The organism is Bacteroides sp. A1C1 (assembly GCF_004328515.1).
Taxonomy (GTDB): Bacteria; Bacteroidota; Bacteroidia; order Bacteroidales; family Bacteroidaceae; genus Bacteroides; species Bacteroides uniformis.
In genome coordinates, this window is the sequence record NZ_CP036491.1 from 3,748,450 (window position 1) to 3,771,210 (window position 22,761).

Consider the following 22,761-nt stretch of genomic DNA (forward strand, 5'->3'; position numbering starts at 1 on the left):
CCTTATCTGTTGGTGAACCGTATGAAAAACTCCATCAGCTTGACGAATATCGCCGCGCCGCAGACGTAGATGAACAGCTTGAAGTCATCTTTTGCAGCAAAATATATAATGATAGCTGCTAGGGCGAGTACCATGAAGAGAATGTTCAGTACGTTTCTTATTTTATCAGGATTCATTTCTTAATCAGTTTTTCTTTCAATGCATCTACTATCTCATCCGGATCGGGAACAATGCCGCCGAGACGTCCGAAATGTTCCACTTTCACTTTACCGTTCACGGCAAGGCGGACATCTTCTACCATCTGTCCGGCATTCAATTCTGTAACGAGCATGCCTTTCACCTTGTCGGCGTACGCGGCAATGGCTTTGGTCGGGAACGGCCACAACGTGATGGGGCGGAGCATACCTACCTTGATTCCTTCTTCGCGCGCCAGCTCCATTGCTTTCTGTCCGATGCGTGCCATGGAGCCGAAGGCTACAATCAGGTAGTCGGCATCATCGCAATGAATTTCCTCGAAGCGAACCTCATTCTCTTCTATCTGCTTGTATTTGGCCTGGAAACGGATGTTGTTCTTTTCCATTTCTTCCGGTTTCAGTTCCAATGAGGTGATGATGTTGGGCTTGCGGCCGTTGGTTCTGCCGGTAGTGGCCCATGGGCATTGTTCGATGACTTCCGCATCGGTGCGGCGTGGCTTTTGTGCCGGGAGCACCACTTTTTCCATCATCTGGCCGATGACACCGTCGGCAAGGATGATTGCCGGGTTGCGGTATTTGAAGGCAAGTTCGAATGCCAGTCCTACGAAATCTGCCATTTCCTGTACGGAAGCCGGAGCAAGGGCAATCAGACGATAGTCACCGTGGCCGCCTCCTTTTACTGTCTGGAAATAGTCGGCCTGGCTCGGTTGGATGGTTCCCAGACCGGGACCGCCGCGCATAACGTTTACAATCAAGCAAGGCAGCTCGGCACCTGCCAGATAAGAGATACCTTCCTGCTTCAGGCTGACACCGGGGCTGGAGGAGGAGGTCATGACCATTTTACCACTTCCGGCACCGCCGTACACCATATTGATAGCTGCCACTTCACTTTCTGCCTGAAGAACCACCATGCCGGTCGTTTCCCAAGGTTTCAGTTCGGCAAGAGTTTCCAATACCTCTGATTGCGGAGTAATGGGATATCCGAAGTATCCGTCTGCACCGCAACGGATGGCTGCGTGGGCGATGGCTTCGTTTCCTTTCATTAATACAACTTCTTCTGCCATATTCTACTGATTTACAGATTTATTCTACTTTTATTTTATATACTGAGATACATCCGTCCGGACATACTGTGGCGCACGAGGCGCAGCCGTTACAAGTATCTTCCAATATCTGGTGGGCATAGTTATACCCTTTCACATTCACCTCCTTGGTGAGGGCTATTACGTTGAGCGGACATGCTACCACACACAAGTTGCAGCCTTTGCAACGTTCGGTGTCTACTACGATTGCTCCTTTGATTTTTGCCATAATTTACGTTCTTTATTTATTGATTGTACATATCCTTGTTGTAGAAGTTCAGGATGTCCATAGCCATTTGATAGGCATGCTGTGCCGGGCTTTCGGGGTTCAGGTCGATGGCATACTGATAGTTGTTCAGCGCTTGTTGCCAGTTGCCTTGTTTCCGATAGGCATTTCCCCGCAGGTAGTAAGCTTCGTCTTTGCCGGGAAAGTCTGTTTGCAGTATTTCGTCAAGCTGCTGAATGGCTTGTTCTACATTTCCCTGGTTGATAAGCTCTTTTATGGTATTCAGTCGTTCCATATCTAAAAAATATCCGGGTTATCGAACCACAAAGATAGTTTTTATTTGAAGATAATGAGCATCTTCATTGTGAAAAATAAGAAAAAGGGGCAAATAAAAAGCCCGAAGTTTCTCACGATTCTATCAGAATGTCAGAACTTCGGGCAGATATCATAAAGAATATGGTTCTACTGCTTTACAAGTGTACCGGTATCTTGTCCACTCTTCGTTGGTGGCGTCCGCCTTCGAATGGTGTACTGAAGAATTCCTTCATAATCATGTCGGCTTCTTCGGTACTGATGAATCGCCCTGGCATGACGAGTACATTGGCATCGTTGTGCTGGCGTGCCAAATGGGCTATTTCTGCCGTCCAGCAGAGAGCGGCGCGGATACCCTGATGCTTGTTCAGCGTCATACTGATACCTTCACCGCTTCCGCAGATGGCAATTCCCGGATAGCACTCTCCGGCTTCAACGGCCAGTGCCAACGGATGTGCAAAGTCGGGATAGTCGCAACTCTCGGTTGAGTAGGTCCCGAAGTCCTTGTAAGCCCAGCCTTTGGCTTCCAACCAGCCGCGGACATATTCCTTCAATTCGAAGCCTGCATGGTCGGAACAGATTCCTATTGTTTTCATGATGGTCAGTTAATATACCGATGTGCCAATGTGCTGATGCCTGCAGTTGTGGGGCGCGGGCAATCAGCACATCAGCACATCGGATAATGATTATAACATTGCTTTTACTTGCTTGTAAACGTTCTCTGCGGTGAAACCGAGCTTTTCGTCCAGCACTTTATAAGGTGCCGAGAATCCGAATGATTCCAATCCCCATACTTTACCGCGGGGACCTACCAGCCCTTGCAGTGTGACGGGCAGACCGGCTGTCAGGCCGAATACCTTGGCACCACACGGGATAATGCCTTCCTGATATCCCGGAGCTTGGCTACGGAACAGGCCTTCGGAAGGGACGGACACGATACGCACCTTGATGGCATCCTTGCGCAGCAATTCAGCGCCGGCTACCAATGTGGCAACTTCCGAGCCTGAAGCAACGAGGATTACATTCGGATTTTCATCGGAGCCGGCTACGATATAAGCGCCTTTGGCAGCTTGTTCGTAATCGTTGCCTTCGGGCAGGTTGGCGATGTTCTGGCGGGAGAAAATCAAACCGGTTGGGGTTTTGGTATTTTCCATTGCCAGCTTCCATGCTACAGTTGTTTCTTCTGCATCTGCCGGGCGGAGCACCAACATGGAATTGTGTCCCTTGTGGTTTTTCAGCTTTTCCATCAGGCGGATTTGAGCTTCCTGTTCTACCGGTTCGTGGGTAGGGCCGTCTTCACCTACACGGAAAGCATCGTGCGTCCAGATGAACTTCACGGGAACTTCCATCAGGGCTGCCATACGTATGGCAGGTTTCATGTAGTCTGAGAATACGAAGAATGTTCCGCAAGCGGGGATTACACCGCCGTGCAGTGCCATACCGATACAGCAGCAAGCCATAGTCAGCTCGGCAACACCGGCCTGGAAGAATGCACCGCTGAAGTCACCTTTCTTGAAGGCATGTGTTTTCTTGAGGAATCCGTCTGTCTTGTCGGAATTGGAAAGGTCGGCAGAAGCAACAATCATATTTTCTACTTGAGTGGCGAGAGCACCGAGTACAGTGGCGGATGCTGCGCGGGTGGCAACGCCTGCTTTCTGTTCGATGGCGGCCCAATTCACTTCGGGAGTCTTGCCGGAGAAGAACATTTCCAGTTTGGCAGCCTTTTCCGGATTGGCTTTTGCCCATGCGGCTTTGGCTGCATATTTTTCAGTCATGATTTTCTTCAGCTCAGCTGCACGCTTGGCATATAGTTCGGCCACTTCGGGGAAGATGACAAACGGATTTGTCGGGTCACCACCTAAATTCTTGATGGTGTTTACATAAGCGTCGCCGCCCAGAGGAGCACCGTGTGTGGCACAATCGGCCTCGTAGCTGCTGCCGTCTGCCTTGCGGGCACCTTTACCCATTACGGTATGGCCGATAATCAGCGTCGGACGCTCTTTCTCAGCTTTGGCTTCGTTCAGTGCACCGCGGATGGCATCGGGATCGTTACCATTGATTTTAATGACTTTCCAGCCCCAAGCTTCGTATTTCTTGCCGGTATCTTCGATGGTCACATCCTTTGTTTCGGTAGAAAGCTGAATGTCGTTAGCATCATAGAACATGATGAGATTATCCAACCCTAATGCTCCGGCGATACGGCCTGAGCCTTGGGAGATTTCTTCCTGGATGCCACCGTCCGAGATGTAGGCGTAGATGGTCTGTGGCATCACTTCCTCGAAACGTGCCTTCATGAACTTGGCTGCAATGGCTGCACCGACAGCAAAGGTGTGTCCCTGGCCGAGCGGACCGGAAGTGTTTTCGATGCCGCGCATGATGTCACGTTCGGGATGTCCCGGAGTGGGGCTTCCCCATTGGCGGAACTCTTTCAGTTCGTCCAGCGTGAACTTGCCGGTCAGGGCCAATGTAGAGTAAAGCATCGGTGACATGTGTCCCGGGTCAAGGAAGAAACGGTCACGACCTTCCCAAGCCGGATTTTCAGGGTCATATACCAGGAACTCTGAGAAGAGTACATTTACAAAGTCAGCACCACCCATGGCACCGCCCGGATGCCCGGAGTTGGCTTTCTCAACCATGGATGCAGCAAGGATACGGATATTGTCCGCCGCACGGTTCATAAGTTTGTTGTCGTTCATATTGAATCTAATTAATTTTGAATATTATCAATGGATTATTGGGGCCTTGTAGGTTTTCCAAGGGCAAAGATAACTCTTTATGCGTAATTCACAACACTCGAAGAGTGTCTTTTTTATCAGTATTACTGCCTTTTTGCTGCTAAAATGATACTAAACGTATTTAGCTGATTTTGTGCGGTGCACGGTAGTTTTACTGTAATTCAATAGTAACGATTGATTTGGCCGGAAGTTTAATCTTGAGAATATCTTTATTAATTTTTACCTCTTTGAACGGAACGGGTTTCACATTGTCGGGATTTTCAAATGAATTGTAGTCCGTCAGATTGGTGGAAGTCAATATTTCACCAACTGCTTTCTTGGCTTTCGTTCCAGACAGATTGATGGTCACTTCCTGTGCATTGTCTGCATCTACGTTGGACATGGAAATGTGTATCTTGCCGTTTTGATCTTTGGAGGCGGTAGCACTGACCATTGGTATTCTGCGGTTGTCGCGTACATCCATCATGTCGCAGTTCAGCTCAAGAGGGATGTACGTGGCATCTTGGTGTACATTGTACATTTTGAATACATAATAAGTGGGGGTGAGTACCATGTTTTTTCCGCTGGTCAGAATCATGGATTGCAATACATTGACGATTTGGGCAATGTTTGCCATTTTCAGACGGTCGGTATATTTATGGAAGATGTCGAAGCTGAGGGAGGCGACAAAAGCATCACGCAATGTATTCTGCTGGTACAGATGTCCGGGATTGGTACCCGGTTCAGTGTCCCACCAGGTTCCCCATTCGTCAAGCATAAGAGCCACGTTCTTTTGAGGGTCGTATTTATCCATAATGGTGCAATGCTTCTTGATGACATCTTCTATTTCGCGGCATTTGCCCAGTGTCCAGTAATAATCGTCTTTACTGAATCGGGTGGCGGCGCCTTTACTGCCGTTCCATCCGCTGACGGTATAGTAGTGCAAGGAAAGACCGTGCATACGGCCGCCTACGCGGTCCATCAGCACTTTGGTCCAGTTATAGTCGTAGTCGCTGGCACCGCTGGCTATCTTGAAAAGGCTATTGCCGTCATAGTTGCGGCAGTAGGTGGAATAGCGGCGGTAGAGGTCGGCATAATATTCGGGACGCATGCTTCCACCGCAACCCCAGCTTTCGTTACCCACGCCGAGGTATTTTACTTTCCAGGCTTTGTCGCGACCGTTCTGGCGGCGCAGGCGTGCCATGGGGGAGTCTCCTTCGGAGGTCATGTATTCCACCCATTTGGCAAGTTCTTCTACGGTACCACTGCCTACGTTTCCACTGATATAGGGTTCACATCCCAGCATTTCGCAGAGATTGAGGAACTCATGGGTTCCGAAACTGTTGTCTTCGATAGTGCCTCCCCAGTTGTTGTTCACCATTTTGGGGCGGTTTTCTTTAGGGCCGATACCGTCCATCCAGTGGTATTCATCGGCAAAGCAGCCTCCTGGCCAGCGAAGGACGGGTACACGGAGCTCCTTTAGTGCATTGAATACGTCGGTGCGATAACCGTTGATGTTGGGAATATCGGAGTTTTCACCTACCCAAAGTCCACCATAGATACAAGTTCCCAAATGCTCTGCAAATTGGCCGTAGATTTCTTTGGGAATGATTTGCTCGCTCTGGTCTGTGTGTAAAGTAATAGTGGCACTTTTCTGTGCGAAGAGTGACAACGAGGTGGAGAGAAATATGCTACTGATAAATAACTTTGTGTTCATAGTTTTTTAGTGTTATTAAATACTTAGTTCTTGAATCTTACTGCTGCTTCTTCGATGGGCAAACCAGCTTTATAGCTTTCGATGTAGGTGTTGAATCCGCTTACATCTTCGGCTGTCGGTGAGATTTCAATACCGGCATTTCCGGTGAATACATGCTTGTCCAGGAAGTCGGCAAGGGATTGGTCGTTTCCGTTGTTTGCAAGGTAGGAAGCGAGGAGGGCAATACCCCAGGCACCACCTTCGCCGGCTGTTTCCATAACGGAAATGGGTGAATTGATGGCAGCTGCCAGTATTCTCTGGCCTACTCCTTTGGTTTTGAAGAGTCCTCCGTGACCGGTGATTCTGTCTACTCTGATTTTCTCTTCATTGAAAAGGATGTCGTTGCCGATTTTGAGAACTCCCACTGAAGCATACAGATGGGTGCGCATGAAGTTGGCAAGGTTGAACTTGTCGTTTGCCGAACGTACAAACAGTGGACGTCCGTCTGCCAGTCCCGTTATAGGTTCGCCTGATATGTAGTTGTATGAGATGAGGCCTCCGCAGTCTGCATTGCCTATCAGAGCGTGGTTATAGAGCTTTCCGTAGATTTCGTCCATATCTACGGGGATACCCATCAGTTCCTGGTATTCTTTGAAAATATTGATCCAGGCATTGAGGTCGGAAGTGCAGTTGTTGCAATGCACCATAGCTACGAGGCTTCCGTCGGGGGTGGTTACCATGTCAATCATTTCGTAGGGCTTGGACAATTCTTTCTCCAATACAATCATTGAGAAAGAGGAGGTGCCTGCCGATACGTTTCCAGTGCGCTGCTTTACGGCGTTGGTGGCAACCATGCCGGTTCCAGCGTCACCTTCGGGCGGACAGACGGGAATTCCTGCTTTCAGATGTCCCGATACGTCGAGGCGACTGGCTCCTTCGGGAGTAAGGAAGCCTGCGTTTTCACCGGCCGACAATACCTTCGGCAGAATATCCCGAAGCTTCCAGTCGTATCCTTTCGGAGCAATAAGTCTGTCGAACTTATCCACCATTTCAGAAGAATAGTTTTTGGTGATGGGATCGATAGGGAGCATACCGGAGGCATCTCCTATGCCCAGTACCTTTTGACCGGTTATTTGCCAGTGGACAAAACCTGCAAGGGTGGTCAGGTAATTGATGGATGGAACGTGTTCTTCATTATCCAGGATGGCTTGGTAGAGGTGGGAAATGCTCCAACGCAGAGGGATGTTGTAGGCAAATAGTTCGGATAGGGCTGCGGCAGCCTGGCCGGTATTGGTATTTCTCCAGGTACGAAAGGGTACAAGGATTTCTTCTTTTTCGTTGAATGCCATATAGCCGTGCATCATAGCACTGACACCGATGGCTGCCAGGGTTTCTATCTCTGTATCGTGAAGGCTCTTTACATTAGCACGAAGGTCTGCGTAGCAATCCTGCAACCCATACCAGACAGCTTCGACGCTATATGTCCACAGTCCGTCGACTAACTGATTCTCCCAAGTATGGCTTCCCTGGGCGATGGGTTTGTTTTCCTGGTCAATCAAAACCGCCTTGATTCGTGTGGAACCGAGTTCTATGCCAAGGATGGCCTTACCTGCCTCAATGGTTGATTTTGCATCTAATTTCATGGTATTAATGATAAATTACGGATTTATAGTACGATTATAAACTACGGATTACTGATTGCAAACTACTGGTTACGTTTGTGGTACGCGTAATTAGTAATCCGTAATGATTATCAGCAAAGTGCCTTGTTCAGCATATAGTAGACTTCATTCATGCGCAGTTCTTTTTTGAACTCGCTGATGGTGGTATTTTCATCGATGACCACCATTTCGATGCCGGTCATTTCGGCAAAGTCTTCCCAATATTCCACCGTCAGGTCGTAGGAGAAGCTGGTATGATGTGTACCTCCGGCCAGAATCCAGGCTGCAGCGCCCACCTCGAGGTTGGGCATTGGAATCCACAGTGCGCTGGCAACGGGCAACTTGGGCAGAGGCTTACTCTTGATGCATTCTACTTTGTTCACAATGAGGCGGAAGCGATTGCCCAGGTCTACGATGGTAGCGGCTACACCTTCACCTTGCTTGCTGGTAAATACCAGGCGGGCTGTTTCGCTGTCGATACCGATGCTCAGACGGTGCACTTCCAGTTTCGGCTTCTGTTCGGCAATCAGTGGACAAACTTCCAACATGTGTGCCTGCAGGATGGCGCTCTTTTCTCCGTCGAAGTTCAGTGTATAGTCTTCGAGGAAGGAGCACCCCTTCGGCATGCCTTGACTCATCACCCAAGTGGTACGGTACAGTGCCGCAGTTTTCCAGTCGCCTTCGGCACCGAAGCCGTAACCTTCCGCCATCAGTCGCTGTGAGGCCAGTCCGGGGATTTGGTCAAAGTCACCCAAATCGTTGAAGTTGGTGGTGAAGCCTTTGGCACCCGTGTCTTTCAGCACGCGACGAATGGCGATTTCGGCCTTGGCGGAGTTCCATACTTTGGTGTAGGCTTCCGTACGTGCGTCTTCCAGTTCGGGAGCGTGGTCGTAGAGCTTGAAGTATTCTGCTACGAGTGCCTTCACGTCCTCGTCGCTGACAGCATTGTAGTATGCCATCACATCATTGATGGGATAGTAGTCCACATGATAGCCCAATACTTGTTCGGCGCTGACCTTGTCACCGTCTGTCACAGCCACGTTGTTCATCTGGTCGCCGAAGCGGATGATGAGCATATCCTGCGCATCAGCCCATGCGGCAGCTACGCGCATCCATGCGGCAATCTGGTTTTGGGCTTTTTCGTCCTGCCAGTGGCCTACTACCACTTTGCGGTTCTTTCGCATGCGTGTCACGATGTGTCCGAACTCGCGGTCGCCGTGAGCCGATTGGTTCAGGTTCATAAAATCCATGTCCATCGTCTCCCAGGGAATTTCCTTGTTGAACTGTGTATGGAAGTGTAGTAATGGCTTCTTCAGTTCCTGCAAACCGTGAATCCACATTTTGGCAGGAGAGAAGGTGTGCATCCAGGTGATGACTCCGATACACTTATCGTCGTTGTTGGCGGCTTTGAAGGTAGCGGTTACTTCTTTGGATGAATTGACCGTACCTTTATATACTACCTTTACGGGCAGTTTCCCGGAATCATTCAGACCTTTCACCATTTCATTACTATGTGCGTCTACTGCGATAACTGCGTCACCTCCGTACAAGAGCTGTGCTCCGGTTACGAACCATACTTCATATTGTTCAAATGCGTTCATACGATTTATTTTTATAGTTTATATTTAAAGAATGATAGTTATTTCTGTCCATAATAAGCGTTAGGACCGTGCTTGCGGCTGAAATGTTTTTCTATCAGCAGCGGATTCATGGTCAGATTGGGGTTCACGGCATAGGCTATACTTGCCATTTTTGCCACCTGTTCCATCACTACGGCATTATGTACCGCCTCGTGTGCGTCTTTTCCCCACGAGAAAGGACCGTGGTTCTTTACCAATACTCCGGGAGTATGTACCGGGTTCAGCCCCTCAAAGCGTTTTACGATAACATTTCCCGTTTCCAGTTCATATGCTCCTTCCACTTCCTCCTTCGTCATGTCTGCTGTGCAGGGTATGGCGTCGTGGAAGTAATCGGCATGTGTAGTCCCGATATTCGGTATGTCACATCCGGCTTGTGCCCAGGCTGTGGCGTAAGTAGAGTGCGTGTGCACCACACCGCCGATTTCGGGGAATGCTTTATAGAGAACCAGGTGGGTCGGCGTGTCTGAAGAGGGCTTTAACCGTCCTTCCACGACCTTGCCGTCAAGATTCACTACCACCATATCCTCTGCCTTCATTTCATCGTAACTCACCCCACTGGGCTTGATAACTACCAGACCGGATTCGCGGTCAATGCCCGATACATTGCCCCATGTGAAGATAACCAATCCGTGCTTCACCAGTTCAAGGTTAGCATGGAATACTTTGTCTTTCAGTGCTTCCAGCATATTATTTAAATTACTAATTACAAGTTGTTGAATATTAGGTTTTCAGAGCTTAAATTTCGGAGCTTTGCGGTATGCCTTCTCATTAAACTGATATAAAGCAGCTCCACGTTTGGACCCCGTTTTGTCTATTTTGTCAGTTTTTTCTATATAGTCCATTTCTGCTATGCGTTTTCGGAAGTTTCGTTTGTCAATGCTCTCGCCGTATATAGCTTCGTATAAGCTTTGCAGTTGTGACAGCGTGAACAGTTTAGGTAGTAGATTAAAGCCGATTGGTTCGGTGGACGCTTTTTGTTGCATCAACTTCCGAGCTTTCTCCACCATTTGCGGATGATCAAAGATTAGCGCTGGCAGTTCATTGATATTTACCCAGAAAGCATTGTGTTGCTGTACGGATTCTTTGTCGTATTCGTTGATGTTGATGAGCGCATAGTAAGCAATGGAGACTACGCGTTCTCCTGGGTCACGATCTATGGCTCCGAAAGCTTGGACTTGTTCCATATATACATCTTCCAGTCCGGTTAGTTCATTCAGGACTCGTTTGGCTGCATCATCCACGCTTTCGTCTTCCTGCACGAATCCACCCATCAGCGACCATTCGCCCATTGCCGGTTCAAAGTTACGCTTCAGCAACAGCAGGTTCAATTCTCCTTCATTGAAACCGAAAATAATGCAGTCGATACTTACATAAAGTTTCGGATTTGAACTATAGTAATTACTCATATCTTAATTTTTGTTTAAGGGGTATGCTGCATGGATATATATCATGGCAACATACCGATTTACCAGAAATACCAATAAAAAGCAGCAGTAATACCCAGGATGATAAGGGTATGAATGATATCCCATTTATTCCAACTCGCACGTGTAGCTGCTTTTTGTTCGGGAGTTGAAATTCCGAATACCAGCCCTTGAATCTTTTCAGCGCTTGGGGCAGCTGTAAACATGCTGACTGCGATAACCACTACGATGCAGAACAAGAACATCCATCCGCAGAAAAACAGCCAGTTCATATCATAGAACAGATACTTGAAGGTACTGCTTGACACATCTCCTACATTGCTGTAATATACTTTTGCCCCCAGACGGGTTAAACCGATAATCATTCCGGCAATCAGTCCCCACATACCGCCTTGTGCAGAGGTGCGTTTCCAGCAGATCCCCAAGAGGAAGGCTGCGGCAATGCCTGGTGCTAATACAGATTGTACATCTTGTAAGTAGGTGTAAAGGACATCGCCTACACTGCGCATAATGGGAATCCAGAGTATACCCAATATCACAATCGCAACAGTTGCCATCTGTCCAATTCCTACCAGCTTTTTCTCAGAAGTGTTCGGCTTGAAACGTTTGTAGAAGTCAATGGTGAAAAGCATAGCAGATGAGTTGAACAAAGATGCGAGAGAACTCATCAATGCTGCAAGAATACCGCAAACAACCAAACCTTTGACTCCTGCAGGAAGTAATTTTGCTACTAGAGTTGGGAAAGCAGCATCTGCATTGGCATTTCCGTTTGCCAGCATAGGTAGAAAACCTTCTCCCCCGGTTCCGAGATATTTTTGGTGTAATGCGAAAGCAATCATGCCTGGGATAAGGAATAAGAATACGGGCAATAATTTCAGGTAAGCTCCGAAGATGGTACCGCGCCGTGCTTCCTTTTCATTCTTTCCGGAAAGTACGCGTTGCACGATGAACTGGTCTGTACACCAATACCAGAATCCGATAATGGCTGAACCAATCAGTGCACCCAACCAAGGGAAGTTAGGGTCGTTATTACTGCGTATAAGTTCTGTCATTGTGTTGCCATAATCGTTCACTGTGGCTGCACCGCAGATTCTCATCATCTCATCCCAGCCTCCCAATTCTTTGAAGCCGAGTACCAGGATTATCAGTGAACCTAACAGCAAGATGGGGGTCTGCAGGATGGAGGTATAAAGTACCGACTTCATTCCTCCGAAGATTGTGTAGAGCGCAGTCAGTATAACCAGACCGATGGCGGCAATCCAAAAGAAGTCGATCCCCCAAAGTTCTTTTATACCGAATACTTGTTGGAATACCAATCCTCCTGCATAAACCGTCACGGCAACTTTTGTCAGTACATAGCTGATTAAAGATATTACAGACAATATTGTACGTGATTGTGGATTATAGCGGCGTTCTAGGAATTCAGGCATCGTGAATACCATGCTTCGCGAATAGAACGGTACGAATACCCAGCCTAAGATAAGGATCATCCAACCTTGTATTTCCCAATGTGCCATCGCCATACCGCTGGAAGCACCGGCACCGGCTAGTCCGATTAAATGTTCGGAACCGATGTTGGATGCAAAGATAGATGCACCGATAGCAAGCCATGTGGCATCACGACCGCCTAAAAAATAGTCTGCTGAGTCATTCTGTTTCTGTTTGACAACCCAGACAATAATTCCAATTAAAGCCAGGAAAAAGATTCCAATGACTAGCCAATCTAATGTTTCCACGATAATAAATGATTTATAAGGTTACTGTTATTTTTCTACGGAAAATTTGAAGACACATTCACTGTTGTAAATTTGTCCGGGTTCCAGTACGACAGAAGGCCATTGGGCTTTGTTGGGGCTATCCGGATAATGTTGTGTCTCGAGGCATACGGAAGCGCGTTGGTTGTAAGTAATGCCTTTTTTACCTTTTACGGTGCCGTCCAGGAAATTCCCGGTATATACTTGTATGCCTGGCTCATTGGTATAAACTTCCAGAGTGATGCCGCTTATAGGCGATGTCAGTTTAGCTGCCACTTGGGATAGGTCACCTTTAGTATTCAGTACCCAATTATGGTCATATCCGTTTCCGTTCTTTATTTGTTCAAAGTCCGTCCGGTTGATGTCTTGTGCTACACTCTTGGGAGTGGTAAAGTCCATTGGTGTTTCTTTGACGGAGATGATGTCACCCGTTGTCATGAAAGTACTGTCTACCGGAGTATAGTTGTCTGCATTGATGTATAAGATGTGGTCTGTTGCTGCCTTTGAAGGATCACCAGATAAATTGAAGTAAGAATGGTTAGTCATATTGATGACCGTCTTTTGGTCTGTTGTTGCACTGTATTTTATATCAATGGCATTGTCATCCGTTAACTCGAAAAGTACTTTTGCCGTAACGTTGCCCGGGAAATTCTCGTCTCCATCCGGTGAAATGCGGGTAAGCTCCAGAGTTGTGCTGTCAATGGGATTGGCATTGTATACTTGGTACTGCCATCCTTTGGGACCACCGTGCAGGCAATGTCCGAAATTGTTCTGTGCTAACTGTATGGTATCTCCGTCAAGAACGATTTTCCCTTGATTAATCCGGTTGGCGTAGCGGCCGATAGAAGCACCAAAGTCACTTGGAATGTTGATGTAATCGGCAATGCTGTCAAAGCCCAATACTACATCTTGCATAGCTCCGTTTTTGTCGGGCACCATAATGGATACAATACGTCCTCCAAAGTTTGTGATGCATACTTCCATGCCCGCTTTATTCTTCAGCGTATAAAGATGTGTTTGGGCGTCATTGACCGTTGTTTGGAATTTTACTGGATCAAGACCGGACAGCGTAAGCGTTGTTTCTGTCTTTTGATTGCACGCAGCTAGCATCATTGCGGCAATTCCTGCAAGTAGAACATGTCTTTTCATGGTTTTGTATTTAATGTAAATGAGATGATTATCTTCTTTTGGTGTAAAAATAACACTTTTCTTTAGTGTAGGCTGTACACTTTTATATGTTATGCAACATAAGTGTCAAAAACATATCTGTGTCAACTGGCTGTATAGATAGGCACGTCCGGAATAAACTTCTCGGATGATCTTGTTTTTTTAGAGTGGAAAACGGTGGAATAGGGGGGAAGAAAAAGGCGCTTCCCATTGCTGGGAAACGCCTTTTATTTGAATACTGATGTCTGTTATTCTAATCTGCGGGCACCGTCGCTGATGACTACATCATATACTTTCGGGCTTCTGCCGAACTTCTTCTTGAATTCATCTTTTGCTTTTTCGATGAATGTGCTGTACAATTCATCCTTTACCAGATTGATTGTACATCCACCGAATCCACCGCCCATGACACGTGAACCGGTAACTCCACAATCGAATGCAAGGTCATTCAGAAAATCGAGTTCTTCGCAGCTTACTTCGTACAACTTACTCATGCCCTGATGTGTTTCATACATCTTTTGGCCTACAGTTTCATAGTCGCCTTTTTCCAGGGCATCGCAAACGTCAAGTACGCGTTGAATCTCTTCGATGACATATTCTGCACGCATATAGTCTTCTGCGCTGATGTCGGCTTTGGCTTCTTCCAGCATGCCCATGGTAACGTCGCGCAGGAACTCTACGTGTGGATGCTTCTTCTGGACAGCAGCAACAGCGGCTTCGCAGCTTTGACGGCGTTTGTTGTATGCTGAAGATGCAAGTTCGTGTTTCACTACAGAATCTACAAGAACCAGACGATAGCCTTGCGGGTCGAATGGGAAATACTGATATTCCAGTGAACGGCAATCCAGGCGGATGAGGCTTCCTTTCTTTCCGAATACGGAAGCAAATTGGTCCATAATACCACAGTTTACGCCACAATAGTTGTGTTCTGTAGATTGTCCCACTTTTGCCAATTCAAATTTGTCTATTTTGTTGTCACCGAACAAGTCGTTCAAAGCATAGGCATAGGTACTTTCCAAAGCTGCTGAAGAGGACATTCCTGCACCTAGGGGCACATCGCCTGCAAAAGCAGTATTGAAGCCTTTTACATCTACACCGCGTTTCATCATTTCCCGGCACACGCCAAAGATATATCTTGCCCAGCTTGCGCGGGGTGCATCTTCTTCATTCAAACCAAATTCCACATAATCTTTCAGGTCGATGGAATAAGCTTTTACTGTGTTTGTGCCGTTGGGTTTTATTTCTGCAATCATTCCTTTGTCGATTGCTCCGGGGAATACAAAACCACCGTTATAGTCTGTATGCTCACCGATAAGGTTGATGCGACCCGGAGAAGCATAAACAGCTCCCGTTGTTCCGTCAAAGTGCTTGATGAAACGGCTTCTTACGTATTCTATATCCATGATATTTATATTTTATAAGGTGAATAAATAAATTACCTATATTTTCTTGTTAATCAACCTTGATGTCCTTATTAACATTTTTGCAGCCTACCAAACCGTAGAACAACAGATAGCCAAGGGCTGCGATGATAACCCAGTAACTCGGCATGAAACCTGCAATGTCGGCCACCAAACCTTGGATAACGGGCAAGATACCGCCGCCGCATACCAATACCATGAACAGACCGGAAGCGGCTGCCAGATATTTACCCAATCCTTCTACGGCCAGATTAAAGATGCCACCCCACATGATGGAAGTACACAGACCTACCAGTACCAGATACATTGCATTGATAGGTACTTCTGCAAATCCGAAAGAGAGACCTCCCGTAGCGCTTTGTTGGAGTACTGGCAGATTGACAAGCGAACCGGTAGATGAGAAGATGGCAAGGAATACCAAAAGTAAACCTAATGCGGAAGTAAAGGTAAGCATTGCCTTACTGGAGATTTTTGCACCCAATGAAGCACCGGCCAGACGTCCAATCAGCATGAGGAACCAATATGTACCTACAACAAAACCGGAAATAGTGGAAGAAATGCCGGCTCCTCCCTTTTCAATAGGGTCGGTTAAGAACAAATTCAAGGTGCCCGGTACACCAACTTCAACACCTACATATACAAAGATTGCTATAGCTCCCAAAATGAAGTGGCGGAATTTTAAAGCGCCTGACATCAACTTACCGATAGGTTCTGTTGAAGTTGCAGCATTGGGTTCCGGTATGGGCACAATCAGAAGAACGAAGAACGCGATGGCAAATACAGCCATTGCCGTGTACATTACAGGGAATATCTGAGAGATGGTAGCTTTTTCAATGGAACCGGCAATCAGGATACCTACGAACATCGGAGTAATGGTGGCCATTACGGAGTTGAAAGAGCCGCCCACTTGGATAAGCTGGTTTCCTTTGTTACCTTCACCGCCGAGCTTGTTCAGCATCGGGTTGACCACTGTATTAAGCAAACACATGGAGAAACCGGCGATGAAAGCGCCAATCAAATATACGGCAAAAGCCATATCAGGGCTTGAATGACCGGATAAATATTGGATACCTACACCGATAAAGCCTACAGCTACTGCTATCAATGCCGTTTTTTTATACCCTACCCGTTGTAGTAAGATGCCGCTTGGTATTCCCATCACTGCATATGCAATAAAGTTACCAAAGTTACCCAACATTCCTAAAGCGTTGGATACTGAAAACTGATTTTTCAGTACGATTCCCATAGGGGCAGCAAGGTTGGTAACAAATGAAATCATACCAAAAAGGAAGATCATCGTGATAATTGCGATGAGTTTACCATTCTGTTTTTGTTGTGTCATGGTTTTGTAAAATTAATAAGTTTATAAATTGGATTAGTTATTTCATTCTTGTACACCAAACTTGTAGATTGTCACTTGCTGGTACTCATCACCCGGTAGCAATACTGCCGACGGAAAATGGGGCTTGTTGGGTGTATCGGGAAAACACTGGGCCTCAAAGCAGACTGCACTTCTTGCAGGGAAAGTGGCTCCATGGGCACCTTCAAAGCCTCCGAGCCAGTTTCCAGTGTAGAGCTGGACGCCATTTTCAGTGGTATATACTTCCATGGTTCGTCCGCTGTTGGGCTCCATGCAGGTGGCTGCAAGGCTCAACTCTCCACTTTCAGTCTTGTTCAGTACATAGCAATGGTCATATCCTGCGCCATTCACAATTTGTGTATGCTTCTCATCAATTCGTTCACCAAGAGTATGGGGAGTACGGAAATCCATTGGAGTACCTTCTACTTTCAATATCTCTCCGGTAGGAATGGATACTTCATTGATGGGTACATAAAAATCTGCGTTGATGGTAACGATATTGTTTAAGACTGTAGGAGAGGGATTGGCTATACCGGCAAGATTGAAGAATCCGTGATTGGTCAGATTGACGATGGTGGCTTTATCGGTAGTAGCCCGGTATTCGATGACCAGAGCATTGGTCTCATCCTCCAGGCGATAAGTCATTTCTACTTCGAGATTTCCGGGGAAGCCCTCTTCGCCGTCAGCGGATGTGTAGTTGAAGATGACTGTTGATTGCTCTGGCTGGACGGCATCCCATACACGGGTATGGAAGCCAGTCGGACCGCCGTGCAGTGAGTTGGGACCATTGTTGATTGCCAATTGGTGCTCTTCGCCGTATAAAGTAAACTTTCCTTTGGCTATCCGGTTGCCGTAGCGTCCGATGGTAGTGTTTAGAAAAGGTTCCGGACTGTTGATTACATGTTCAATACTGTCGTGTCCTAATACAACATTGGCATATTTGCCATTTTTGTCGGGTACCATGATGGAAAGTATTGCACAACCGTAATTAGTAACTGCAACTTCCATTCCCTGGGCATTCTTCAGGATAAACAAATCTGTCTTTTTGTTATTTATATCCTTTTGAAAGTCTTTTGGGCTTAAACCGGACAAATTACTTTCTGTTGGAGTAGTGTTTATCATATCCATGGTATTAATTAAATTTCTTGCAAATAAAAAGAAATTCTTTTGTTCCCCCAAGCAATTGGAAGGAAATGTGGAGAACATTTTAGGAAAGTTTAGCGTTTAACAAATGGAATACAAATTGATATTTTTTGTATGTTTGCTCCCGAAATCTAAAAAATCACATCATTAACAGAAAGTTCTAATAAAAACAACGAATGTATCCTCTAAAATTTGAGCCTATTCTGAAGCAGACGCTTTGGGGAGGCGACAAGATTATTCCATTCAAACATTTGAATGATCCCCTTGCTAATGTAGGCGAGAGTTGGGAAGTGTCGGCAGTAGAAGGTAGTGAGTCTATAGTGGCCAATGGTGCTGACAAAGGATTAACGCTGCCGGATATGGTCAGAAAGTATAAGGAAGACCTGGTAGGAGAAGCTAACTATGCACGTTTCGGAAATAAGTTTCCTTTGTTGATAAAGTTTATTGATGCCAAGTTGGACTTGTCGATTCAGGTACACCCGGGTGACGAGTTGGCTAAGAAACGTCATAACAGTTTTGGTAAAAATGAAATGTGGTATGTTATTGCTGCTGACCAGGGTGCCAAGTTGATTTCCGGTTTTGCAGAGCAGATTACTCCGAAAGAATATAAGGAACGAGTGTATAATGGTACGTTTGCGGATGTTCTGCAGACTTGTGCCATCAAACCGGGCGATGTGTTTTATGTGCCTGCAGGTCGTGTACATGGAATCGGTGCGGGAGCTTTTGTAGCAGAAATACAGCAAACGTCGGATATCACTTACCGTATTTTTGATTACAATCGTAAGGATAAGGACGGTAAATCAAGAGAACTGCATACAAGCCAGGCTATTGATGCCATTAATTTTGCAGATGTGCAGGACGATTTTCGTACGGAATACGATCAGGTGCAGAATGAACCGGTAGAAATGGTGGCAAGCCCGTATTTCACGACTTCAATCTATGACATGACGGAAGAAATCACTTGTGACTATTCTGAACTGGATTCTTTTGTTATCTTTATTTGTGTGGAGGGCTCTTGCCGTATTATTGATAATGAGAAGAATGAAGTTTCCGTACAGGCGGGCGAAACAATCCTGCTGCCGGCTGCAACCCAAGAAGTGACGATTGTGCCTGAAGGAGCAGTGAAGTTGCTTGAGACGTACGTATAAAAGTGCTTAGACTATATCGGATAAAAAAAGAGGGGATGACTGTTATGGTCATCCCCTCTTTTTTTATCCGATATTCTATCTCTTTCTTCCAAATATTTTTCTGAATTTCTTCATTACCTTTACCCCCAATACTATACCGTCAAAAACAGCCATACCGGTGTTGAATGCTCTCATCATGGCATTTGCCTTGTTGGTAGCTGGTTCCAGCGGAGCAAAAATTTCTTGTGTAAGCCCAGTCATGATTTCTTTCTGGAGTCGTATTTCTTGTAGCAGCATGGCTTTTTTCTGGGCGATGCTTTCTAAAGTGACGGGAGTGGTATTGGTCGTATTATCCATGAATATTTCGAATTAATTGTCTAAGAATAATTCTGCGATAAGTTTTACTGTCGGATCAATAATGAGTTTTTTGCGGAATAGGACAAGCAGAACGATGAGTAGGATATGGAAGCACGTGATAAGTGCAAAACTCATCATTAGCCCACCTACCAGCGGAGCTAAGATATAGACCAGCGTAAACGACAGATGAAACAGAACCACTACGCCGAGTATAACGACCAATAGCACCAATAAAAGCGTAGAAAGCAGTTTGGACAGTTTTTCGGTGACTTCCAGTTTGGTGTATTCTTTTTGCAGCTCCAGGTATTTCTTGAATTCAATGAAGAGCTGCTGCATATTTTCTATACTTTTGTCGTCTGCAAACATAGTGGTTCTGCTTTTTACCTTATTCCGTTACCTCGCCTTTGATTTCCGCAGCAATTTCATCTACCAAGTCTTCCATTTCGCTTCGGTTCAGACGAATCCCTTTCTTACGGAGAATTTCTGCGATTTTGTTACGGGTGTCTTCTCCTTTTTCAGGAGCAAATAAGATACCGAGGGCTGCACCTACTGCGGCGCCACCCAGGAAAGCTGCTAAAACATTTAATCCTTTCATAATGATATTCCTTTCTTTTTTGAGGTTCGTACGACAAAACTAACAATTTTTTTTGAAACTTTGTTCGGAATATCAGTTTTTTTATGATTGTCCTTATCTTCCAACTCCTTTTTGGGTGTTGTTTTGCGAGGTTTGCTTTTTTCTTCTCCAAAAGTCTCCATTCGTACGGCTCCCGCGATAGATTTTGTTTTCCTTGGTTTTAGCTTTAATTTCTTCAGTCTTGATTTCTTGGGCTTTTAAGCCATCGGCGGTGACAAAAGGGTGTTCTTTTATTACTGGGATGCTTTTCCCTATCAATTTTTGGATATCTTTCAGGTAAGGCAGTTCTTCCGATTCGCAAAAAGAGAGAGCAATACCGTCGTGGCCGGCACGTCCGGTTCGTCCGATACGGTGTACGTATGTTTCCGGAATGTTGGGCAACTCGTAGTTGATGACGTGTGATAGTTGGTCCACGTCGATGCCTCGTGCTGCAATATCGGTTGCTATCAGTACGCGCAGTTCATGGTTCTTAAAGCCGGTCAGTGCTCGCTGTCGGGCATTCTGCGACTTGTTTCCATGTATGGCTTCGGCTCTTATTCCGGACTTGCTGAGGATACGTGCAAGTTTGTCTGCTCCATATTTAGTTCTGGTGAAGATAAGTACGGATTCGATAGCCGGATTCTTCAGCAGATGAATGAGTAAGTCTTTTTTCTCTTTTTTCTCAACGAAATAGACTGATTGGGAGATTGTGTCAACCGTAGACGATGCAGGGGTGACTTCCACTTTCTCGGGGTGCGTCAGCATGGAGTTTGCCAAGGTCTCTATTTCCGGAGGCATTGTGGCCGAAAAGAAGAGAGTCTGCCGTTTTGCGGGCAATAACTTTAATATGCGCCGGATATCATGTATGAATCCCATGTCCAGCATCCGGTCTGCTTCGTCCAATACGAAGAACTCGAGCGCTTTTAGGTTAATGAAACCTTGGTTGACCAGGTCTTGCAGTCGTCCGGGAGTTGCAACCAGTATTTGTACTCCACGTTTCAGTTCATCTGTCTGTGGCTTTTGTCCTACACCGCCGAAGATGACGGCATGTCTCAATCCGGTATACTTACCATATGCACTGAAGCATTCTCCTATCTGTATGGCCAGCTCGCGGGTCGGCGTCAGAATGAGTGCTTTGATACTTTTGCGGTTATCCGTTTTATATAACTTTTGCAAGATAGGGATGGAAAATGCGGCGGTTTTGCCTGTTCCGGTTTGAGCACATCCTAATAAGTCTTTTCCTTGAAGTAATATAGGGATCGATTTTTCCTGGATTGGGGTAGGGGTGGAATACCCCTCTTCTTGAAGAGCCTTCAATATAGGTTCTATCAAATTCAAATTTTCAAATGTCATGTAATCAATTAAGTGAGCCTCATGCTCTGTTTATATTTGGCAAATATACGTCAAGTCTTCCGGGAAATCTCTTTTTATGGAGTGGTTTAATTATATTTAACTAAGGATGCTGAGGTATAATCGCATGTTATGGTGTACTTTTGTTCCATATTTAGATAGTGGCATGGAAAAATGATGAAATTGCATTTAAAATACCTTTGGATTGTATTGGTGACTTGTACCTTGACTGCTTGCATGAATGGTGGGGGTGACTTGGCGGGTAAGTGGCAGTTGCGTCAGTACCAATATGCCGACGGTACATCAGAGAAAGTGGACAGTGTATTTTATAATTTTCAAAAAGGAAGTTTTTCTGCCATATGTTTGTTGAAAGATGGGGGGGCGACTACGTTTTTTGGAAATTATTCTTTGAAAGGTGCTGAAATTTCCATTATTTTGTTGCCTGAAAGTGTTAACGATAAAAACTATGATACTTATTTCGGGTGGCCGGAAGGAAAACGTATCTTTAAAGTAGAAGATTTATCCTACTCTTCATTGCGTTTGGAATATGAGGGTACGAAATCTGTATTTCGGAAATTTTGAGATAAAGATAAGAATAGACGATTTTACTAATAAAAACAATAGAAAAGATGAAAAAATTAGCCGTATTGGGAATGGGAGTATGTATAGCTCTGGCATTCTCTTCTTGTAAATCAAGTGAAAGTGCTTATAAGAAAGCATATGAAAAGGCAAAACAGCAGGAATTGGCCGAGCCGCAGACAACTGCCCCTGTTGAAGAGGTGGCTCCAGTAGTTACCGCTCCGGTAGAAGTAAAGGTAGTGGAAAGTGCACCTGCCGACATGCGTCAGGAAAAGGTGACTGTGGTATCAGGTGGTACCAGCTTGAAAACCTTTAGTGTAGTTTGCGGAGCTTATAGCGTGAAAGCTAATGCGGAAGGTGTGAAGCAGACATTGGTGAATGAAGGTTATACTGCAATGGTGGTTTACAATGCAGAAAGAAATCTGTATCGTGTAGTTATCGGTACATTCGATGACAGAGCATCCGCCGAGAATCTGCGTGACTCTTTCAAAGCTAAACATCCTTCGAATGATGACTTCCAGAAGGCATGGTTGCTGTACAGCATCAATTAATAGAATTCTTTTTGGTAATTCATAACAGAAAGGAATGTATGTTTCCTTTCAAGATGAGGCAGTAACTGCGAAGTTACTGCCTTTTTCATGATATGCCGAAAGAATGTGAAGGCTGGCGCTGTCATGTGTTTGGTTTGGCAAAACAAAGTGTTTCCTTTAACGGAACAGTTTGTTTCATTAAAGAGAACACTTTGTTTCTCTTAACAAAACATCTCGTCCTATTGCATAAAAACAAAATGTTTTTATATACTGAAACAACTTGTTTTCCTATGCTGAAACAAAGTGTTCAGTGCTGTGAACTAATGAACTAACTGAGGAAAGGCTCTGATAAACTCATGTTGTCACAGTTTCTTTATTTCCTTCTCCTTCGTGAATACTTCACTCTATTTT

23 protein-coding genes are annotated in these 22,761 nt (G+C 45.7%); 3 read left to right on the forward strand and 20 right to left on the reverse strand.

Translation table 11 applies throughout. The features are described from left to right. Window positions 1-2: 2 nt before the first annotated feature. The 16 genes from EYA81_RS15375 to EYA81_RS15450 all read right to left on the reverse strand — a co-directional run bounded on the left by EYA81_RS15375 (window position 3) and on the right by EYA81_RS15450 (window position 17,773). Complete coding sequence (locus EYA81_RS15375; protein WP_005826603.1) at window positions 3-176, reverse strand: hypothetical protein; 174 nt, start codon at window positions 174-176, stop codon at window positions 3-5. Then, window positions 173-1,258: a 3-methyl-2-oxobutanoate dehydrogenase subunit VorB gene (locus EYA81_RS15380; protein WP_117600926.1), complete on the reverse strand. Its 1,086-nt coding sequence runs from the start codon at window positions 1,256-1,258 to the stop codon at window positions 173-175. The genes EYA81_RS15375 and EYA81_RS15380 overlap by 4 nt, the downstream gene beginning before the upstream one ends. Window positions 1,259-1,277: 19 nt before the next feature. Continuing rightward, entirely contained in the window at window positions 1,278-1,505 is a 228-nt protein-coding gene (locus EYA81_RS15385) for a ferredoxin family protein (RefSeq protein ID WP_005826600.1), read from the reverse strand. Window positions 1,506-1,521: 16 nt separating this feature from the next. Beyond that, the gene (locus tag EYA81_RS15390) at window positions 1,522-1,797 is read right to left on the reverse strand and encodes a tetratricopeptide repeat protein (RefSeq protein ID WP_005826598.1); all 276 of its coding nucleotides are present in this window, start codon (window positions 1,795-1,797) and stop codon (window positions 1,522-1,524) included. Window positions 1,798-1,972: 175 nt separating this feature from the next. After that, complete coding sequence (gene rpiB, locus EYA81_RS15395; protein WP_117600925.1) at window positions 1,973-2,410, reverse strand: ribose 5-phosphate isomerase B; 438 nt, start codon at window positions 2,408-2,410, stop codon at window positions 1,973-1,975. A 90-nt stretch (window positions 2,411-2,500) separates the two neighbouring features. Next, window positions 2,501-4,510: a transketolase gene (locus tag EYA81_RS15400; RefSeq protein WP_117965448.1), complete on the reverse strand. Its 2,010-nt coding sequence runs from the start codon at window positions 4,508-4,510 to the stop codon at window positions 2,501-2,503. Between the two features lie 190 nt (window positions 4,511-4,700). Next, complete coding sequence (locus tag EYA81_RS15405; RefSeq protein ID WP_117965446.1) at window positions 4,701-6,245, reverse strand: alpha-N-arabinofuranosidase; 1,545 nt, start codon at window positions 6,243-6,245, stop codon at window positions 4,701-4,703. A gap of 23 nt (window positions 6,246-6,268) precedes the next feature. Then, window positions 6,269-7,867, reverse strand: a complete 1,599-nt coding sequence (locus EYA81_RS15410) for a xylulokinase (protein ID WP_119961967.1) — start codon at window positions 7,865-7,867, stop codon at window positions 6,269-6,271. Window positions 7,868-7,977: 110 nt separating this feature from the next. Further along, window positions 7,978-9,486: an L-arabinose isomerase gene (gene araA, locus EYA81_RS15415; protein ID WP_117965442.1), complete on the reverse strand. Its 1,509-nt coding sequence runs from the start codon at window positions 9,484-9,486 to the stop codon at window positions 7,978-7,980. A gap of 38 nt (window positions 9,487-9,524) precedes the next feature. Beyond that, window positions 9,525-10,211: an L-ribulose-5-phosphate 4-epimerase gene (locus EYA81_RS15420; RefSeq protein ID WP_005826585.1), complete on the reverse strand. Its 687-nt coding sequence runs from the start codon at window positions 10,209-10,211 to the stop codon at window positions 9,525-9,527. A 42-nt stretch (window positions 10,212-10,253) separates the two neighbouring features. Continuing rightward, a complete protein-coding gene (locus EYA81_RS15425; RefSeq protein WP_117600921.1) occupies window positions 10,254-10,931 on the reverse strand; it encodes an NUDIX domain-containing protein in 678 nt (225 codons plus the stop codon). Between the two features lie 59 nt (window positions 10,932-10,990). Next, window positions 10,991-12,685 carry a sodium:solute symporter gene (locus EYA81_RS15430; RefSeq protein WP_117965440.1) on the reverse strand — a complete coding sequence of 565 codons (1,695 nt, stop codon included), beginning with the start codon at window positions 12,683-12,685 and terminating at the stop codon, window positions 10,991-10,993. Between the two features lie 27 nt (window positions 12,686-12,712). Beyond that, window positions 12,713-13,852: an aldose epimerase family protein gene (locus EYA81_RS15435; RefSeq protein ID WP_131226013.1), complete on the reverse strand. Its 1,140-nt coding sequence runs from the start codon at window positions 13,850-13,852 to the stop codon at window positions 12,713-12,715. Window positions 13,853-14,118: 266 nt separating this feature from the next. Continuing rightward, entirely contained in the window at window positions 14,119-15,273 is a 1,155-nt protein-coding gene (gene galK, locus EYA81_RS15440; RefSeq protein ID WP_117600918.1) for a galactokinase, read from the reverse strand. Between the two features lie 49 nt (window positions 15,274-15,322). Further along, the gene (locus EYA81_RS15445; protein ID WP_005826573.1) at window positions 15,323-16,633 is read right to left on the reverse strand and encodes a sugar MFS transporter; all 1,311 of its coding nucleotides are present in this window, start codon (window positions 16,631-16,633) and stop codon (window positions 15,323-15,325) included. A gap of 42 nt (window positions 16,634-16,675) precedes the next feature. Further along, window positions 16,676-17,773: an aldose epimerase family protein gene (locus tag EYA81_RS15450; protein WP_117965515.1), complete on the reverse strand. Its 1,098-nt coding sequence runs from the start codon at window positions 17,771-17,773 to the stop codon at window positions 16,676-16,678. A gap of 197 nt (window positions 17,774-17,970) precedes the next feature. Here EYA81_RS15450 and EYA81_RS15455 point away from each other — a divergent pair, with 197 nt between their 5' ends. Then, entirely contained in the window at window positions 17,971-18,942 is a 972-nt protein-coding gene (locus EYA81_RS15455; protein ID WP_131226015.1) for a type I phosphomannose isomerase catalytic subunit, read from the forward strand. A gap of 75 nt (window positions 18,943-19,017) precedes the next feature. On the opposite strand, the gene EYA81_RS15460 is transcribed toward EYA81_RS15455, so the two are convergent. The 4 genes from EYA81_RS15460 to EYA81_RS15475 form a co-directional block, all read right to left on the reverse strand. After that, window positions 19,018-19,278, reverse strand: a complete 261-nt coding sequence (locus tag EYA81_RS15460) for a hypothetical protein (protein ID WP_005826570.1) — start codon at window positions 19,276-19,278, stop codon at window positions 19,018-19,020. Between the two features lie 12 nt (window positions 19,279-19,290). After that, window positions 19,291-19,644, reverse strand: a complete 354-nt coding sequence (locus EYA81_RS15465; RefSeq protein WP_005826569.1) for a phage holin family protein — start codon at window positions 19,642-19,644, stop codon at window positions 19,291-19,293. A 19-nt stretch (window positions 19,645-19,663) separates the two neighbouring features. Further along, window positions 19,664-19,873: a YtxH domain-containing protein gene (locus tag EYA81_RS15470; RefSeq protein ID WP_005826568.1), complete on the reverse strand. Its 210-nt coding sequence runs from the start codon at window positions 19,871-19,873 to the stop codon at window positions 19,664-19,666. Window positions 19,874-19,966: 93 nt separating this feature from the next. Beyond that, on the reverse strand, window positions 19,967-21,244 hold the full coding sequence (locus EYA81_RS15475; RefSeq protein WP_117600916.1) for a DEAD/DEAH box helicase: 1,278 nt from the start codon (window positions 21,242-21,244) through the stop codon (window positions 19,967-19,969). A 174-nt stretch (window positions 21,245-21,418) separates the two neighbouring features. Between EYA81_RS15475 and EYA81_RS15480 the strand changes: the two genes are divergently transcribed. Together EYA81_RS15480 and EYA81_RS15485 are read left to right on the forward strand one after the other, a co-directional pair. Further along, on the forward strand, window positions 21,419-21,823 hold the full coding sequence (locus EYA81_RS15480) for a lipocalin-like domain-containing protein (RefSeq protein WP_171030443.1): 405 nt from the start codon (window positions 21,419-21,421) through the stop codon (window positions 21,821-21,823). Between the two features lie 47 nt (window positions 21,824-21,870). Next, window positions 21,871-22,371: an SPOR domain-containing protein gene (locus EYA81_RS15485; RefSeq protein WP_117600914.1), complete on the forward strand. Its 501-nt coding sequence runs from the start codon at window positions 21,871-21,873 to the stop codon at window positions 22,369-22,371. Window positions 22,372-22,761 lie beyond the last annotated feature (390 nt).